At 48.0% G+C, this 18,028-nt stretch carries 15 protein-coding genes; 2 read left to right on the top strand and 13 right to left on the bottom strand.

All coding sequences use genetic code 11. The annotated features are described in order from the left end of the window. Nucleotides 1-277: 277 nt before the first annotated feature. Entirely contained in the window at nucleotides 278-2,674 is a 2,397-nt protein-coding gene (locus tag W01_RS00680) for a VanZ family protein (protein ID WP_173051756.1), read from the bottom strand. A gap of 585 nt (nucleotides 2,675-3,259) precedes the next feature. Between W01_RS00680 and W01_RS00675 the strand changes: the two genes are divergently transcribed. Continuing rightward, a complete protein-coding gene (locus W01_RS00675) occupies nucleotides 3,260-4,582 on the top strand; it encodes a carbohydrate porin (protein ID WP_173051755.1) in 1,323 nt (440 codons plus the stop codon). 58 nt (nucleotides 4,583-4,640) lie between these two features. Here the strand turns inward: W01_RS00675 and W01_RS14580 are convergent, their stop codons facing one another. From W01_RS14580 to W01_RS00615, 12 genes are all read right to left on the bottom strand, one after another. Next, nucleotides 4,641-4,790 carry a substrate-binding domain-containing protein gene (locus W01_RS14580; RefSeq protein ID WP_173051754.1) on the bottom strand — a complete coding sequence of 50 codons (150 nt, stop codon included), beginning with the start codon at nucleotides 4,788-4,790 and terminating at the stop codon, nucleotides 4,641-4,643. A 427-nt stretch (nucleotides 4,791-5,217) separates the two neighbouring features. Beyond that, nucleotides 5,218-6,540 carry a sel1 repeat family protein gene (locus W01_RS00665; RefSeq protein WP_173051753.1) on the bottom strand — a complete coding sequence of 441 codons (1,323 nt, stop codon included), beginning with the start codon at nucleotides 6,538-6,540 and terminating at the stop codon, nucleotides 5,218-5,220. Between the two features lie 270 nt (nucleotides 6,541-6,810). Further along, nucleotides 6,811-10,605 carry a DUF748 domain-containing protein gene (locus tag W01_RS00660; RefSeq protein ID WP_173051752.1) on the bottom strand — a complete coding sequence of 1,265 codons (3,795 nt, stop codon included), beginning with the start codon at nucleotides 10,603-10,605 and terminating at the stop codon, nucleotides 6,811-6,813. 193 nt (nucleotides 10,606-10,798) lie between these two features. Next, nucleotides 10,799-11,128 (bottom strand): DUF883 family protein, encoded by a 330-nt coding sequence (locus W01_RS00655; RefSeq protein ID WP_242006990.1) that lies wholly within the window; start codon nucleotides 11,126-11,128, stop codon nucleotides 10,799-10,801. A 182-nt stretch (nucleotides 11,129-11,310) separates the two neighbouring features. Next, the gene (locus tag W01_RS00650; protein ID WP_173051751.1) at nucleotides 11,311-12,096 is read right to left on the bottom strand and encodes a TrmH family RNA methyltransferase; all 786 of its coding nucleotides are present in this window, start codon (nucleotides 12,094-12,096) and stop codon (nucleotides 11,311-11,313) included. Between the two features lie 21 nt (nucleotides 12,097-12,117). Beyond that, nucleotides 12,118-12,708 carry an SMC-Scp complex subunit ScpB gene (scpB, locus tag W01_RS00645; RefSeq protein WP_173051750.1) on the bottom strand — a complete coding sequence of 197 codons (591 nt, stop codon included), beginning with the start codon at nucleotides 12,706-12,708 and terminating at the stop codon, nucleotides 12,118-12,120. Then, nucleotides 12,674-13,486 (bottom strand): segregation and condensation protein A, encoded by an 813-nt coding sequence (locus tag W01_RS00640; protein ID WP_445082535.1) that lies wholly within the window; start codon nucleotides 13,484-13,486, stop codon nucleotides 12,674-12,676. The genes scpB and W01_RS00640 overlap by 35 nt, the downstream gene beginning before the upstream one ends. 44 nt (nucleotides 13,487-13,530) lie before the next feature. After that, nucleotides 13,531-14,733, bottom strand: a complete 1,203-nt coding sequence (locus W01_RS00635) for a tryptophan--tRNA ligase (protein WP_173051749.1) — start codon at nucleotides 14,731-14,733, stop codon at nucleotides 13,531-13,533. 8 nt (nucleotides 14,734-14,741) lie between these two features. Further along, nucleotides 14,742-15,389 (bottom strand): site-2 protease family protein, encoded by a 648-nt coding sequence (locus W01_RS00630; RefSeq protein ID WP_173051748.1) that lies wholly within the window; start codon nucleotides 15,387-15,389, stop codon nucleotides 14,742-14,744. A gap of 7 nt (nucleotides 15,390-15,396) precedes the next feature. Beyond that, the gene (locus W01_RS00625; RefSeq protein WP_173051747.1) at nucleotides 15,397-16,026 is read right to left on the bottom strand and encodes an L-threonylcarbamoyladenylate synthase; all 630 of its coding nucleotides are present in this window, start codon (nucleotides 16,024-16,026) and stop codon (nucleotides 15,397-15,399) included. A 2-nt stretch (nucleotides 16,027-16,028) separates the two neighbouring features. After that, nucleotides 16,029-16,955, bottom strand: coding sequence for a 3',5'-nucleoside bisphosphate phosphatase (locus W01_RS00620; protein ID WP_173051746.1), 927 nt, complete (start codon nucleotides 16,953-16,955; stop codon nucleotides 16,029-16,031). A gap of 77 nt (nucleotides 16,956-17,032) precedes the next feature. Continuing rightward, nucleotides 17,033-17,482: a type II toxin-antitoxin system RatA family toxin gene (locus W01_RS00615; protein WP_173051745.1), complete on the bottom strand. Its 450-nt coding sequence runs from the start codon at nucleotides 17,480-17,482 to the stop codon at nucleotides 17,033-17,035. 42 nt (nucleotides 17,483-17,524) lie between these two features. Between W01_RS00615 and smpB the strand changes: the two genes are divergently transcribed. Then, nucleotides 17,525-17,974 carry an SsrA-binding protein SmpB gene (gene smpB / locus W01_RS00610; protein ID WP_173051744.1) on the top strand — a complete coding sequence of 150 codons (450 nt, stop codon included), beginning with the start codon at nucleotides 17,525-17,527 and terminating at the stop codon, nucleotides 17,972-17,974. Nucleotides 17,975-18,028: the final 54 nt, after the last annotated feature.

The raw sequence follows: 18,028 nt of genomic DNA, 5'->3' as shown, positions 1-18,028 counted from the left end.
GAACCTGAGCTTCTCCCTGTTTTTCGTCTTCCAACGAGTGAGGGATGCTCTCATAGAGCTAACTCAGTCCTTTATGAGCGGCGGTGGTTGGGGTATTGCCGTCGATAACAACCATACTCGGGGAATATCCGTTTTTCCGCTGCCTTACCAACAGTATGAAACGCATATTCACAATTTGTATGCTCCTAGCAGATACCACCGATATGCAGATTCTCAAATGTCCCGTAGCGAAACAGATATTAAAACGCCCGTTTTAAGTGACGACACAGCCTGATAATCAAGTAGTTGGACTTCTCTTAATAATGACTTTTTGTTCTGAAACTGGGCGTATAGTTTTACTCATATACAATAAAATACAGTTACCCAAAAATGGTGCCTGACTAGCGGCAATTACACAAAGCAACATTCCATGTGCGAACCCATAGCGTAACAGCAGCTCCATTGGCGCAGCATAGTTAGCTCGGTCCTGGCTCAATAGAAACTGAAATGCGGAAAACGCTTGGCCGTATTTAATGACATATGGTTCAAAACCAGCGCGCAATGCGAGATATGTCAGAGGAAACGAGGCTACGCTCCATAACACCCCCCGTAGAACTCCAACTCGCATACCAGTGCCAAGCGCGCAGGCTAATTGTGAGCTCGCTAATGCAAGCATGAACAATCCAACGGTGACCCACAGAAATGCCATTGGTGTACCGGCCCCAACAAGAAGTTCAGTAAGATTATCTGTGGCAGCTTGCTGTATTACCACAACATATGTAACTGGCAACAATGTAAGCAAAGCGACCACCCACGCCCAAAGCACGCCACCTGTTTTGGGTAGCCAGGATCGCAGTGCGATAAATCCTGCTCCGAATGAAAGCACAGACCAGAGTGTGAACAAGCCGATAAAGCGCCCAATTGACTCCCATTCCCAAGGCCAGCCTAAAACGGGCGAGCTGACTATTTTATGTATCATTTCGATGGGCGCTGCCATACGCAATAGAAACCAAGCAACAATTCCGTGAAGCAGCAGGAAGAGTGGCAGGTACGTGAGCTGGTGCGAACCTGATGCCATGTATCTGGCTACCCAAGCAGGGAAGCCAAATATCCATGCAATAGCGCACGCAAGGCCTAGCGCAGACAACATAGGATGCGCTTGTGCAACCAGTTTGCGTACGTTGTAGGGTATTGTGGGAATATGGGGCGCAGCCCATAGCAGAACTGTAAGTACTAACACAAATCCCCCTATAAACAACCATGGGCTATGGCGGGGTAACGATATAACAGGTGCAGTCCGTATGCGGTGCATGTACCTTATACGCCATGCGAGAGCACAGCCTGCCCAACCTCCTGACATTTCCAATACCACATCGGTCAGATCAGCGAATTTACCGGGTAGAAATAACTGACCTACCTCCACTGAGCCGGCAACGATGCCAACGCCTGCCAAGGCAAGCATTTTCCAGAGAGCGGGAGTACCAAAACGAATTTGGCCCACAAACAAAGTGAGCAGTATGCCCAGCGGGAAAAAGAATCCCATCTTGTGTAGTACTTCTGTTGCTGCTCGATATTCAGTACCAAAATAATAGAGAGCAAGGGGCACCCGGGTTGTTGCCTCAGCAAGTCGGCTGCCTACGAATGCTCCATCAAACCGAAAATCAAAGGGATACCAGAACACTGCAAAAATCAGGGCTAGCCAGAGGAGTATCCCGACAATTAATCCGCCCATATTACTCGCAGCTTTAGCCTGTTCCGCAACGGGTTCTTTTTTTCGCCATCGAATAGCCAGCCATATTCCGATTGCAGATCCCAAACTAGCGGTGAAAATGGTTGATGTGTCTGTAACACGGGTGTACACAAAAACTTGGAGAAACTCGATCAAAGCTCCGGCGGCAGTCAAGCGGAGCCAAATTTGCCTTCCATTGCGTTTGGCGGTAAGGCGCGCCAATATTCCGGCCGGAACCCAAATCAATACATCCGCAAGAAAGCCGTAAAGTCGTTGCGCAAACTCGTCCTGGTCGTTAGTAAATGTAAAAGGGATGAGAACAATTCTCCCTTCATGCCACTTATGATAGATTTCTACCGGACTGATAGTCAGATCCAGCGGCAAGAGACTGTAGCCGAATAACAGAAATAGGTAGCTATAGAGAAGCCGTTGAGTAAGATCCATTGGTACTTCGGCTGTCCACCAGCCCAAGTACCACCGGGTTACAGATGTCCCAGTTACCCACCAAAGAGACGCGCCTATAAAAGTGCCAAGGGTGTTTGCATAGATATCATTGAGTGAAACATTGCGTGGAGGGAAGAAAATCTGAGTAAACTCGATCGCCATGCTCAGACTGGTGCAGGCAAACAGCACAAATAGCGTTGCTACGATACGCCACGCCACGCTTGTTGAGTGTCCCAGTGTGCAAAGCCACACAAAAGCTAAAGGCATGAACAGAAGAATATTTGTCGCCCAGTCTACGCGGGAACCAATCCCCAAATTAAGATAGCGTATATTTTTGAATACTTCAGATGCTTCCTGCCATGAATAAGGTTGGAAATTCAAGGGCACAAGGCTGCCGTAGATTACAAACAGCGTATATGCGATGGCAAGAGCTAGTATGGAAAAACGAGAGGGGGAAATGCTGAGCGAGTCACCGTCTGACTTTTGCTGGAAGTATTTCGGAGTTGCATGCAAGTCAAACATAAATTATTTTTTTAATTGGGTGGTGTTGTTATTTCAAAATATTTGACCATAATCATCTGAAGGCCTGTAAACGATATTTTGTCGTTGCCTGCATTTGGAATCTTGATCCTCGTCTAACGAATACGTAAAGCGTTTATCTGCCGCCTTCCTCAAATTTGTTAAACACGCGACCTTGAACTGATCCCCCGGAAAACTGAACCTATGGGAATTGTAAGGTTTTGAAGTGTGGCGTCAACCCAACCCATCTTTAACACCCTAACAACCCTCTTTTTTAATCATGTAATTAGCGCGTAATGGCATGTGCTTTTACGGGCCTATATTGTTACACCCATCCCTGCACCGCAAGCTGGAAGTTCACGGGGGTTAAATTGTCTCTTAAGAGGCTACCTGTAAAGTATCTCTCTTCCATTTATCAAATTCACCGAAAATCAGTTTGTCGTAAACTATAAGGCATCCGCAATTCATTTCGATCCCTGTAGAATCTTTTGGCAGAATAAAAATCGAGATGTCAGGATCGTTCGGCTTCCCTGAATTTTTTAAATGAATCGGGTCGGCAGTTTTACAAACTGCCGACGGAGTAGCGTTATGGTCATTCATCGTACGATCACCCATTGGCTACTGGCCTGTATTGCGACTCACTTCGGGCTCCCTCCCGCCTATGGGGTAGAAGAAAGTTGGAACGCCAAGTTCCAGACTACCTACATCTGGCAGAGTAAGGCGCCATTCAATGCTGCCTACAGCGGACGCAACAGCCTCTCTACGGAGCGGGAAAAAAGCTATTCCTTCACCGGAACCGCCTTTCTCGGCATGCGGCCGTGGGCGGGAGGCGAGTTGTATTTCAACCCGGAAGTGGTTCAAGGCGTCCCTCTCTCCAACCTCACTGGACTGGGCGGATTAACCAATGGCGAAATCGCCCGCACTTCTGGACCCAATCCAAAACTTTACATGGCACGAGCCTTCTTGCGCCAAAGCTGGGGATTGGGTGATATACAAGATGCCGTTGATTCTGGTGCCAATCAACTGGCAGGGAAAGTTCACCGACGCCTAATCGCCCTCACCGTTGGCAAGGTTTCCGTAACGGATATATTCGACAACAACGCTTACAGCCACGATCCGCGGACTCAATTTATTAACTGGTCTCTCATGACCGCGGGCGCTTACGATTATGCAGCCGATGCGCGTGGTTATTCCTGGGGCGCCGCGCTGGAATACTATTACGACGACTGGGCCATACGCGCTGGCCGCTTCATCCAACCTAAAGTGCCCAACCAACTAGTCCTGGATCCGAATATATTCAATCACTACGGCGATCAGATCGAAGTGGGACATGGACATGTACTTATCGGTCAACCGGGCAAGATACGTCTGCTGGCCTTCCGCAATCGCACGCTGATGTCACGCTTCCAGGATGCATTGGATTACGCCACGCTCAACGGCGGCGTGCCGAATATCAACAATGTGCGTAACAGTGAGCAGATAAAATACGGCTTTGGCCTCAACCTGGAACAACAGCTAATCCAAAATGTCGGTGTATTCGGCCGTGCCAGTTGGGCAGACGGTAAAACAGAAACCTACGCCTTTACCGAAATAGACAATTCACTTGCTGCAGGAGCAGTCGTCCAAGGCAGTGCCTGGAGTCGCATGCAGGACAGCATGGGCATCGCACTCGTACAAAACGGACTGTCGCGTCAACGACGCGACTACTTGGCTGCCGGCGGCATCAGCTTCTTCATTGGTGATGGCTCGCTCAACTACCGACGGGAAAATATTCTCGAAACCTACTACAGCCTTGGGGCTATAAAAAACACTTGGCTTACACTGGACTATCAACACATCCGCAATCCCGCGTACAACGCCGACCGCGGGCCGGTTTCCATCGGTGCGGTTCGATTGCGTGGGGTATTTTAGGATAGCAGCCTGTTGGATTTTTCTCGTAAACCGACTCTAATCGTTTGGATCGAAATAGCTAAGGATTAGGTTTAACTTCCGCTACAGTGATAAATCCGTATTGACTGATGATGCCCTGAGCTTGCGGGCTCATGATGAATAAAGCAAAACGATAAGCAGCATCATGGTTTGTGGCCGTTGAGGTCAGTACCGATAAACCATAATCCAAAAATGGGTTATTGTATTGGCTGCCGCATCACTTATCGGCACCATAATTCAAGTTATCGTAGTAATCCGAGGTTAGCTAAGAGCAGAACCATCGACGCAATTAAGTTCGCCTCTATCGCAACCGTCAGTACCGAAAGCCGGAGCCTCATCCTCGGTGTTACTCCAGTCTTCTGGTCAATCCGCCACGAAAGCGCCTAGAATATCACCGCACCCCCAACCCGTCATTGCAGGGGACGCGCCGCGATGAAGCTGCGTCACTTCTTCCCGGAACTTCAACGTTGGGCCTTTCACAACATCACATGAGTATTGAATCCGATAAGTCCGACGAAGAGCTAATGGTCAGTTCAATGGATAGGGTGGGTTAATGCTAGCGTTGTGGGTTGTCTCGACGAATAACTGCTGGCGAGCCATAACATTCCAACTGCAATTTATTGCCTTCCTAGTCGCTTCAATGAGGCGATGGCCTCAGGAAACCCCTGCTGGGCCGCCAACCGACACCAGTAAATAGAAGCTTCAATATCTCTGTTTACCAAACCTCTACCATCTTCGTAAATAATGCCCAAAATATTTTGCCCTAGTGCATAACCCTGCTCAGCGGCTAACCGAAAAAAACGGACAGCCTCTACTTCATCCTTCGGAAGATTACCCCTACCTTTTGCGTACATTAAACCCAAGTTAGTTTGCCCTATGGAATACCCCTGGTTAGCAGCTAATCGATAAAAACGAGCGGCCTCGACGTCATCTTTCAAAAGGTTATCCCTACCATTTGCGTACATGACGCCCAAGTAGTTTTGCGCTACTGAATACCCTTGGTCAGCGGCCAAACGATAAAGACGAACAGCCTCGACGTCATTTTTCGGCAGTCCGCCTTTCCCTTGCGTATACAGATAACCTACAGTGACTTGTGCTTCAGCATAGCCGGCTTCTGCAGAAGAACGAAACTCGCGAACCGCCCCACCTATTTCATTTTTCTGCCACAACGCTAAACCATCATTAAAACTTTTCTGGGCATCACTTGTCACGTAGGTCGGAGCTAGCGCGATCAACGTTTGTGGTCCACTTCTACTTGGGCCAGCTAATAGCATAGTGGCGTTCCCTGTTCGGGCAATAATCTGTTGCGCAAAAGAACTCCTCGCAATCATCGATTGGAATTGAACGTTTCGCTCCTCCCATCCTGGGTGACCATCAAAAAATAAACCAATCTCACCAGCCCCCAACTCTTTCATTCGCTGAGCTAGCCTGATTGCCCCCCTGGGATTGAAACCCGCATCAACCATGTAACTGAATCCCAACTCATCAGCTTCACGTTCTTGGTCACGGGAAAATTTTTGTGAGACGAGGGTTGAGCCGATTTGACCAAGATTCATCCCTAAGCCTTGCACGCCGGTGCGTGACTGAACCTTATATTCGATAAATGCACCCACTATTGATCCCATAACTTCGATAAGTAGGTCACGCGTCTGACCAACTGACGCATGATTCTTAACGTGGTGCGCATATTCATGGCCGATAACGATAGCTGCCATATCGCGGTCACCATTCGCAAGTTTCATCATGCCTATAGTTACACCAACAATATCGCCGTTGTTTCCTCTCATCGCAAAGGCGTTTGGCTCCTTATTGTTACAAACGATGAAAGAGGAAGGTTTGCCAACCGCCCGTGAAATGGCTTCCTTGGCTTCATAAAAGGCCATGATCTGCGCAACCGTTACTTCAGCATTGACACTGTTGTCCTTGTCAAGAAGACGCATCCCTGTGCCGAGCGAACGACCTTTACTGTTCTCAGCAAGCTTGTCGCCGTCCCAAGTGATGTCGCATAAGGCCTGCGTAACATACCGTAGGAGCTAGGAGAAATAAAATAACTGATAGGAATCGTGGCATCACATCTCTCGCTTTCGGCCTCATAATCATTTAAGCATCCTTTCGCTGTTTTGCAATTCAGGCCGACTTTCTTATAGGGCGGTTTCAACAGCCCATTTTATGCGTGCCGTTGCGGCAACCACTGTCCGACTTCGGCGTTTTCACTTCAACGTGAAATCGACACGGTTAGGCTTGCCCTGATCCTTTATGCCTTCTGCCGTCAGTTTGGGAGCTATCAGGAACATTCTCTCGTTCGCTACTTTACCTTGCTCTTCCAAATGTCGCTTGACCAATAATGCGCGGCTCTCAGCTAGTGCCTTCAGTTCGTTTTGGCCGATCGGTGCGTTTACAATCATCAAATTTTCCATCTCTTTTGGCGGTAAAGATTTTGCTATGCCAATAAAATTACGTGGTTTTGAGAACTTTTCTGCCTTGTAGGCTCGCTCCAGGAATTTTGGATATTCCTCAGGAGTGACAACCATCTCCTCCAGGTTGACGGAAGCTCCATCAGATTTCAGACTGCTTATTTTTTGTGCTTTTATTTTTTTCGTGACATAAATACGGCGAGCGCCATCAAGATCGGTGACAGGGTCGACACGGCCGATGATTTCCAGTTTAAGCGCAGGCCGATCGTTAAGTGCTTTGGATAGTGTAGCAAGCTTGGCCTGTGTTTCCGGCGTCAGGCTGCTGAAACCGGGGGCAAATTCTACATAACCCAGTTCGTCGCCGCCGCCAAAAGCTGAGGCTAGCAGCGAGAAGGGAGAAATAATGGCCTTGGTTATCAGGTTAATAAATACCTTAAAAATAATGCCGCCGAGGCTGAATTTAGGGTCGGATAACGAACCAGAAACCGGTAGGTTGATGTCGATTTCCCCGCGGCTATTTTTCAATAGTGCGACCGCAAGCAACACGGGCAGTTTGAGCGCATCAGGGCTGTCTACCTTTTCGCCAAAGGTTAGCTGATCGAGAAATATGTTGTTCTTGGCATTCAACTGGCCATTCTCAATATGGTATTTTACATCTACTGACAGCTTGCCTTTGGTGATCGGATAGCCCGCATATTTTGCCGCATAGGGAGTCAAACGAGTCAACTCGATGCCGTGGGCTTTAGCGGCCAGATCAAGAAATAATTGAGTGCCCAGCGGGTTGATCTTACCTATAATTTCCAACGCGGCATCATCGTCAATTTTGCCATTCATAACGAGGTCAGCGGGTGTGGGATCGTCGGACTCAACCTTGGAAACCGAACCGGTCAGACCCGTCAGGTTAGCACTGTAGCTGGGCTTGATGAAGTTGTCGGAAAAATAGATGTTGCCGCCTTGCAGGGTAATTTGTCCGATGCGTATTAATGGTCTGACACTTGCAGCTTTAATGGCCGGCGCTTCGCCTGCCGTCCGCGCTTGGACAACGGTAGAAGATACATTCGAGGCAGCCACATTTGCTGACGCGGTCATGGTTGGCGTAGGTGATTCAACAGCAGCAATTTCAGTGGAATTGTCTGTCGAAGTTGTCTCTTGGGTCAGACTGGTAGAAGTGGGTTGCCCCTCGCCATTTTTTGTTGCGATATCCTGTAGATTAAGATGTCCGTCGGCATTGACAATAACCCGTGCGTAAAAATCAGAAAGCGCAATGTTGCCAAGCGATACTGCCAACGGGTTTTTCTGCGTGTTGATTTGTGCGTTTATATTGCCGATGTACAACGATTTCCAACGCATAAAGTCATCGCCGCTGATTTTGTCCAACGCCTGGATATCGGCCAAACTGATTGAGCCAACATAGCTAACGCGCAGCGGTCGACGCTCAGGTAATTGCACCATCAGCTTGCCCTTGGTACTAAGATTACCATTGGTAAAAATGGCGTTGATCTGGTCTGCGAAATAGGGCTGAAATGCCTTTACACTAAGCTTTTTGCTATCGATTTTAAGGTTAACACCGAACGGACGTAATGCCAGAGTGCCATTGGCATTCAGATTGCCCTGCTTGTTGTGACTAAGCTTGAGAGTCAACGGCGAGGGAGTTGAAGTGGCAGCCTCAGTCATCAAGGCAATATTTTCAAGTGTGAGGTCTAAGTTACTCAGTTGCTGCACTGCAGGCTTGCCCCCATTTTGGAGTGCTATCTTTGCGTCGCTAAAATGAATATCGGATTGTTCAATTTTCAGTTGCTTCAATGATGCCTGCCAAGCGCTGGCCTTAGCAGGCGTGCCAGAATTAGTCGTGGTTTCTTTAGTTGCATGGCCATTGCCTGCAAGCATCGCCATTAAATCGATTTCACCTTTTGCGTTGCGCTTGATTTTTATATTGGCAGCGTTTACGACTAAGCCATCGAGCACGGCGATTTGTTTTACAAGGTCAAACTGAAGGCCATCAAGCGCGATGTCTTTGGCAGTGATGCTGCTGTCTTTTTCTTTTGGCAGCTTCATTTGCAGGTTGCGTAGATGGGCACTGGCGTTAGTAAGCACCAAATTAACGCCACTTTCCGGCCAAGTCAGTTGATAAGGTAATTTGGCATCCAGCAGCGTATCTGCCAATTCGGCAGCAAAAACTGGGGCAAAGTATGGCCGCAAGTGCTGCGGCTGCAGGGCTGTGATTTGCAAATCGCCTTGCAAAGATTTGCCGTTGAGCAGGAACGATCCCTGGTGACTCAAGATTTCACCTGCATCGGTTTCTAATTTGACATTTATATTTGCCGGCGTATTTCCTTCAGTGCTGAATTTGGACAGACTGACATCCAATCGTTTGATCATCAGCGCGGCAGGCCCAAACGCAGGGTTAGTCGTGGCATCCTGCCAGTTTACGTGCCCGTTCACAATCTCGGCATTACCGAACGAAAAGATAAAAGGCTTGGACTTGGCAGTGGTGGACTGACTGTTTGGCTTTGTACTTGCACTGCTGGCTTTGTCCTTCTGAGTTGTCGAAGGCAACACAAATGCATGTACAAGATTTAGCGAACCATCCTGCAGTCGCTTCACTTGCAAATCCGGGCTTTCCAATTTGATTTCGCGCAAACGCACCAGATTGTTAAAGGGTTCCACACGATCAAGTACCACCGATAGCTTGTCCCATTGCACTAACGGGACTCCCGATTTTTCCTGTAACTGCAATTTACGGACGCCGGCATCACCACTGATAACGATGTTTTGCGTGCTGCCGCTTTGTTTAAAATCGACATTCAGGCGCGTATCCAGCAAGGCGGAGGCCAATTTAAAATTTAGCTGCACTGGCACAAAAGGCAAATAGGTTGGCAGCGACAGGCCATCAAGGTTGATTTGCACGGAACTGTCATGTGACGTAGTAAACGGCTTGGTTTTAGCCTTGATAGCGAGCGCAGTGCCGTTTACTTTTGCGCTAAACGCTGGGGAAGTAAAAATCTCTACATCGTGTGGCAGGTTTGAAAGAAATGGAATAGCAAGATCAAAATCGGAAATGGTGTGACGGGATTGCAGCACACGATCATCGTAATTAATTCGGCCTTGATAGATGTGTATATTGTTTAATGAGAAACGTGCAGGTGCATCGTCAGATTTTGGTTTATCGAGAATTTTTTTGACTATATCTGAGAAATTAAACTGGTTTTCTCCTATACGGATGATGCGAATGACTGGTTGTTTAACCCGAATTTCATTGATTACTGGTGCCAAACGGCTAACACTAGCCAGTGAGCCATCTACATAAAGTTCATCTATAGCGAGAGTTTTTTCTTGTTGTTGACCCGACTCGTAGATGGAAATGTTGTGTATCGTTGCTGACAGCGTAAAGGGGTTAATATTGACTGTGCCGAAATCAACCTTGCGTCCTATTTCCTCACCAATTTTTTTGGCTACAAATGATTTGACGATGGGGGGGCCGACAAAAAAAAGAAGCGCGCTAAAAACAAGAAAAACGATAGCAGTGATTTTGCCAATCGAAAGCAGTTTACGCTTATGTTTATGAGTGAGATTCAGTGCGAGTTTGCGCATGGAGGTCAGAATAATTAAATATTACTCATTATTAATCCCGCCAGCTCAGTTCCGTGTTCATTCAGATGGCTGGTGGTTAACTGCCCCGGTCTTTTGACAGCTCCGCAATATCAAAGAAGGTCAATAAACGGCAGGTATAGCCAGATTTATCGACCTTAAACGAACTCCTGCGATTCAGGATTCATGAGTAGACTCAGCGACGCGAAATAACTGCACCGAGAAGGATACCAACCGCTGCCGCAATTCCTATGGCCTGCCATGGATTAACATGTACGTATTCATCCGTGGCCGTGGCGACAGCCTTAGTTTTTTCTATAACCGCCACTTGTGCATTGGAAAGCCGAGTCTTGGCTGCTTGCAATGACTCTCCTGCCTTGGCACGTGCCGCCGCGATACGTTCCCCAGTCTGATTGGCAGTTGCCCTCAGCAGTTCTTCAGCATCTGCCACCACTATTCTCAAATCATCCATTAGTTTTTCTTTGGAAATATCCACTGTTGACGTTGTTGCTCCTAGCATATTCATTATAAAGTTCCTTTCGTTAATAAGCGCCATTTACTGGTTTCACTATAACAACCCACATTGAGCAAATCAAGCCGCTCATTTGAATTCCATAAAATGCGTGCTGAAAAAATACATCCATTCAATTTTCCCTGGCGTAGATTTCCAAGCAACAATTTACATGATATTTGCCGATAATTATAAGATCAATGATACCTGCGTTGCCGTACTGCTTCGAACAGACAGATAGCAGCGGCCGCAGCAACGTTCAATGATTCGCTACGCCCCGGCATGGGAATAGTAATGTGCTGGTTGATTACTGCCAGCAAACTTTCAGACAGCCCTGCTCCCTCATTTCCAATTACAAAGGCAATGTTGCCACGAAGATCACAATCATACAGATTGCTTTTTGCACCCACCACAGTAGCAAAAACCTTCCCTTGAAATGCAGTAGCCACGGCGAGTAAATCAATCGATTCATGAATATCTAACACAAAATGTCCACCCATCCCGGCACGCAGCACCTTGGGGGACCATGCATCGGCGCTGTTCTTTGACAAGAATACTGCATCACAACCTGCCGCAGCAGCGGAACGCAATATTGAGCCAAGGTTGCCCGGATCCTGAATGTCTTCCAGTAACAAACAAAAACTGCTCTGAACTGATGCGATTGGGATTCGAGGTAATTCAATAAGAGCGAGAATACAACTGGGAGTTTTGAGCTCGGACAGTTCAGCAAACAAGCCATCGTCCAATTGAGATAACGGTACGTCAGGAAACTTTTTCAACAACTCCGTCACTTCGCGGTTTTGGACGGCCGCTTCCGTCACCAATAGATGCTGAGGCTGTTGGTTGCCAGATGCGTGATACGCTTGCAGTAGATGTGCGCCTTCTAATAGAGTCTGCTGAGCCTTTTGGCGTTGACGTGCTGAACTGGCCAGCTTGAGCAGCTCTTTAAAGAAAGGGTTGCTGTGCGAACTGATGTATTTCATGGTTCAGTTAACACTCAAAATTCATACCTCATCGTGCTCCAGCAGACTGCTCATTTCTTCCAGTAGCGGTAGTTCCTGCAACGAACACAGGTTAAGGTCGTCCAGCAGTTGCTTGGTGGTAGCGAACAATTCTGGTTTACCGGGTGTATCGCGCGTGCCGACTACATCTATCCAGCCGCGCGCTTCCAAGGTCTTCAAAATTTGCGAGGATACTGCTACTCCACGAATCTCTTCGATATCGCCACGTGTTACAGGTTGACGGTAAACGATAATTGCGAGGGTTTCCATAACCGCGCGTGAATAGCGCGGCGGTTTTTGTGGATTGAGGCGATCTAAGTAAGGTTGCATCTCAGGACGTGCGCGAAAACGCCAACCATTCGCTACTCGGTTGAGTTCCACGCCGCTGCCTGTATATTTCTGCGCCAATTGTTCCAGCATTTTTTCGATAGTATGGTTTTCTACCGGCGCATCGCTGAGTTTTTTCAGCTCCGCCAGTGATAGGGGGTCTGGGGCAGTCAACAACGCAACTTCTAATATTGTCTTGAGTTGCACCGCGTCAATTTGTGCAGCGGCGTCTTCACTCAGCGGTAAGGCTATGGCTTGCCCTGACATAAATATTTCCCAATGTTTTGGTTTGTGTAATTTCGACCAATGTCTCCTTGGCCAGCTCCAGAATTGCGATAAAGGTTACCACTAGTGGCGCAATACCACCGCTTGCCTCAAACAGATTCTCAAATGCTTCAAACTCGCCGTGCCACAACTGACGCAACACACGCGTCATTTGTTCGCGTACCGACAGCTCTTCGCGCCGCACCCTATGGTGAGTATTCAGTTTTGCACGCGCCAACAGCGCCAGCCACGCTTGGCGCAAATCTTCAACAGTAATATCCGGTAGTCGCTGCTCTTCAACACGTTCGATCAAGACTTGAACCAGCTCAAAATCACGCCCGGCCTGCGGCAATTCGTTCAACTTCTGCGCGGCCAGCTTCATTTGTTCATATTCTAACAAGCGACGCATCAGCTCAACACGAGGATCTTCCTCTCCCGCATCCACAAACTTGGACGGCCGCGGCAACAACATGCGTGATTTAATCTCAATCAGTACTGCCGCCATTAGCAAATATTCGGCGGCCAATTCTAAACGGTTGCGCTGCATGATCTCAATATAGACCATGTATTGTTGGGTCAATTGTGCCATCGGGATATCAAGCACATCCAAATTGTGCTTGCGGATCAGGTATAGCAACAAGTCTAACGGCCCCTGGAAAGTTTCAAGAACAATTTCCAGAGCATCTGGTGGAATATACAGGTCGAGTGGCATCTCCAGCAACGGTTGGCCATGGATATGAACGCCGTGCGTGTTACCTGGAGACTGTGCCAAAGTATTCACTTTTTATGCCTGCACATGTAAGTCAGGAATATCTCTTGCCCTGTTTAGCTGTAACTCAGACCCATTGATTCACGCACGTCACGCATGGTCTCGGCCGCCAACTTACGCGCTTTCTCGCACCCATCAGAGATGATGTTGCGCACCAGCGTGGGATCGTCCAGATAGAGTTGAGCACGCTCGCGCATAGGAGTTTGTTCAGCCAGTACTGCATCTATGACCGGTTGTTTACATTCGATACAGCCTATGCCTGCGCTCCTACAGCCTTGTTGCACCCAGTGTTGGGTATCTTCATTGGAATATACCTGATGTAACTGCCACACAGGACATTTATCCGGATTTCCCACATCGGTACGACGTACACGCGCCGGGTCGGTCGGCATAGTGCGAATTTTCTTCGTCACACTCGCTTCATCTTCGCGCAAACTGATAGTGTTATTGTAAGACTTCGACATTTTTTGTCCGTCCAGCCCGGGCATTTTCGAAGCCGCAGTAAGCATGGCTTGGGGCTCCAATAAAATCATTTTTCCACCGCCTTCGAGGTAGCCTAACAAACGCTCGCGGTCACTCATGCTTAAGCTCTGCTGTTCGTCGAGTAGCAATTTGGCAGATTGCAGCGCCTCGTCATCACCTTGCTCTTGATAGCGATTACGCAATTCGTCATACAGTTTTGCTTTCTTGCCCCCCAATTTTTTGACAGCGGCTTTGGCATTTTCCTCAAAACCCGATTCGCGCCCATAAATATGGTTAAAACGGCGTGCAATTTCGCGCGTAAACTCGATGTGTGGCACCTGATCTTCACCTACTGGCACTTGGGTAGCGCGGTAGATGAGGATATCCGCACTTTGCAAGAGCGGATACCCGAGAAAACCATATGTACCTAAATCCTTCTCTGTTAGTTTCTCCTGCTGATCTTTATAGGTCGGCACACGTTCCAGCCATCCTCGCGGCGTAATCATGGATAGCAACAGATGTAATTCGGCGTGTTCCGGTACCTTGGATTGGATGAAGAGCGTGGCTCGAGCTGGATCAACTCCCACAGCCAGCCAATCAATGACCATATCCCATACACTTTGTTCGATAATCTGGGGGGTATCATAATGTGTGGTCAGCGCATGCCAGTCAGCAACGAAAAAAAAACACTCGTATTTTTGCTGCATCTCCACCCAGTTTTTCAACACGCCATGGTAATGCCCAAGGTGCAGGCTACCCGTGGGCCTCATTCCTGATAACACTCGATCAACAAGCATAATTTACTTTACAGTCCAAAAATAGAATTAATCAATTTAATAAGTCCGATTACAGGCGGCCCCAATATCCAGCTGAGAACAGGCGAAATCGCCAAAAAGATTAGTATAAACATACCGTAGGGTTCAACTCTCTCCAAAATGGAAGCCTGTCGATACGGTAGTAAGCTGACAGCCATACGTCCACCATCCAGAGGCGGTAGCGGCAGCAAATTTAGCACCATTAATACAACGTTAATTTTAATTCCGATCTGTGCCATTCCCAACAATGGCTCGGCAAAATAATTTGCCGGTAATGTCCATGCCAGTTTGGCCAGTGCCGCCCAGAGTAGCGCCATGAACAGGTTGGCAGTCGGACCGGCCAGTGCCACCCACAGCATGTCTTGCTTGGGACGGTTCAGTGCAGCAAAATTTACAGGCACCGGTTTGGCCCAACCAAACAAGATGCCGCCCATCCATAGTGTCAGCAACGGTAACAGGATCGTACCGACAGGATCAATGTGGCGAATGGGATTCAAGCTGATACGCCCCTGCTGATAAGCCGTCATATCACCGAAATGGCGTGCTACATAGCCATGCGCCGCTTCATGTAAGGTAATTGCAAATAAAATTGGAATCGCTGCAATAGCAATGGTTTGTATTAATTGGTCGATCTGCATGTATTATTTATTTCTCAATTAAAAATGGTGAAACATCACCCTTGCCAAACCGAACCACCACAGGTGTATCCGTGGTTAGGTCGATGACCGTGGTCGGGTCTAATCCCACCGCGCCACCATCCACCACCAAATCAATTTGATGCTGTAACAGTTCGCGAATCTGTTCGGCATCATTCATTGCAAACTCTTCATTTGGCAAAATCAAGGTAGAACTTATCAGTGGCTCACCCAGTTCTTCCAGCAGCGCCAACGCCACCGGATGATCGGGAATACGCACACCGATCGTGCTGCGTTTGGGATGTTGCAGGCGCTTGGGAACTTCCTTGGTCGCTTCAAGGATAAATGTATAACTGCCGGGGGTATTATTTTTTAGCAGTCGAAATTGCACATTATCCACCCGTGCATAGCGGGCTAGCTCGGACAAATCACGACAAACCATCGTCATATGATGCTTATCATCCACACCGCGTATTTGGCGGATGCGCGCCACCGCTTCCTTATCACCAAGATGACAACCTAAGGCGTAGCAGGAATCAGTAGGGTAGACAATCACCGCACCATTGCGAACTAAATCGGCGGCCTGTTTAATCAGCCGTGGCTGTGGATTTATTGGATGAATCGTGAAAAATTGTGACATGGTTAGCGGTTTACTGTCTCCGCTTTTCCTTGTTCCTTCTCTGGAGAGATGAGCAAAGCTTCTGAAGATGGAAATGGGTCAGTTTCCCACGCCAGCCAGATGGGACGGCAATCCAACGGGAAATCGGGCAAACGTCCTAAATCCCGATAGCTTTCCCCTGGCCCATGAAAATCTGAACCACACGAAGCCAGCAAATTAAATTCATTAGCATAGCGCGCAAATTCGGCATATTGCTCTGGCGTGTGGCTACCACACACTACCTCGATCCCCTGCCCGCCCAAATCGATAAATTCGCGCAGCAATTCGCGCAATGTCTTCTGTCCCATACCTTTGCGCGCCAGCGTATAACGACCCGGATGTGCCAGCACGGCGACACCACCGCTGCCGCATATCCAACTAACTGCGTCCGACAACGAAGCCCATTGATGCGGCACATATCCGGGTTTATCCTTAACCAGATAATTCTTGAACACGCTACGCACATCCTTGCAATAGCCTCTCTCGACCAAAAATCGTGCAAAATGTGTGCGTCCAATAATGCCATCGTTATCTGCATATTGATAAGCACCTGCCAGCGCCCCGCTAATGCCGCTCCTGGCCAGCGACTCAGCCATCAGCTGCGCACGTGCTCCACGCCCACTGCGAATGTTACGTAAACCTTCCGCCAGCGGTTTATAGTTCGGGTTGATACGTAAACCAATAATATGCAGGGTGTAGCTACGCCAAGTCACCGAAATTTCCACTCCGTTGATAAATTGCATACCGTGCTGTGCAGCAGCCTCAGCAGCCTCACCTAAGCCAGATAGATCATCATGGTCAGTCAACGCAAGAAACTTCACTCCTCGCTCAGCCGCACGTGCAACCAGATCTGTAGGCGATAGCAATCCGTCCGAAACAGTTGAATGGCAATGCAGGTCGTAATCTAACATTTAGTAACCCTAAGTAAATCTCGGCTTGCCGCACAGATGGATATCCATTTAATATGGCTAACAGGCAAATTGCAATACTAATCTGGTCTTTCATTTCCTGTATAAATCTTTTCTGCACGATGAACAAAGGCATCCACAAAACTATTGGCAATAAAATGAAAAATGGGGCCAAACACTTTTTCCAGTAACTTGTTGGAAAATTCGTAATGCAACTTAAATTCAATTTTACAGGCAGATTCGGAAAGAGGTATAAAATGCCAATCACCATCAAGGTGCTTAAACGGTCCATCTTTCAGAGTGATATCAATTTGATGGGGAAACTGACGCACATTCTCAGTGGTAAAACTCTGTTTAATATGGTGATAATTGATGTGTACTGTCGCATGTACAGTATCTCCATCCACCGAGATGACACTGGCTCCACCACACCACGGCAAAAACCGCGGATAATCCGCCACATTATCCACCAGAACGAACATCTGCTTCGCGCTGTAGGGAACCAGTACTGATTTCTCAACTAAGGCCATTCTAGCAGTACGTCCATGTAAAGCTGGTAGAATATACAAATTATGAGCATAGTCCAAAATAAAAAAGCATACCACGACTACTTCATCGAAGACCGCTATGAGGCTGGTATCATGCTGGAAGGCTGGGAAGTCAAGGCAATCCGCGCCGGACGCGCCAATCTCAAGGAAGCCTATATTACGGTGAAAGATGGCGCCCTGTATCTGTTCGGCTCCCATATCAGCCCATTAACTACCGCTTCCACGCATATATATCCTGACCCGGTTCGCACGCGCAAACTACTGTTGCATGCAGCTGAGATCAACAAGTTGATCAGCAAAGTGCAGCGCGCTGGATACACGCTTATGCCATTGAACATGCACTTTAAAGGCAGTCTCGTCAAACTGGATATCGGTCTTGCAAAAGGGAAAAAGCAACACGACAAACGTGACACCGAGCGTGAACGCGATGCCACACGCGAAGCTCAACAAGCAATGAAAAAATCGCGCAATTAACCGCAATCACTCTGCATCAAAATACTGCTTCAACCATCATACGTATCGTCTATT

The organism is Candidatus Nitrotoga sp. AM1P, from assembly GCF_013168275.1.
Lineage (GTDB): Bacteria > Pseudomonadota > Gammaproteobacteria > Burkholderiales > Gallionellaceae > Nitrotoga.
The sequence above is the reverse complement of the archived record's forward strand: the minus strand, read 5'-3'. Positions and strand labels throughout refer to the sequence as shown.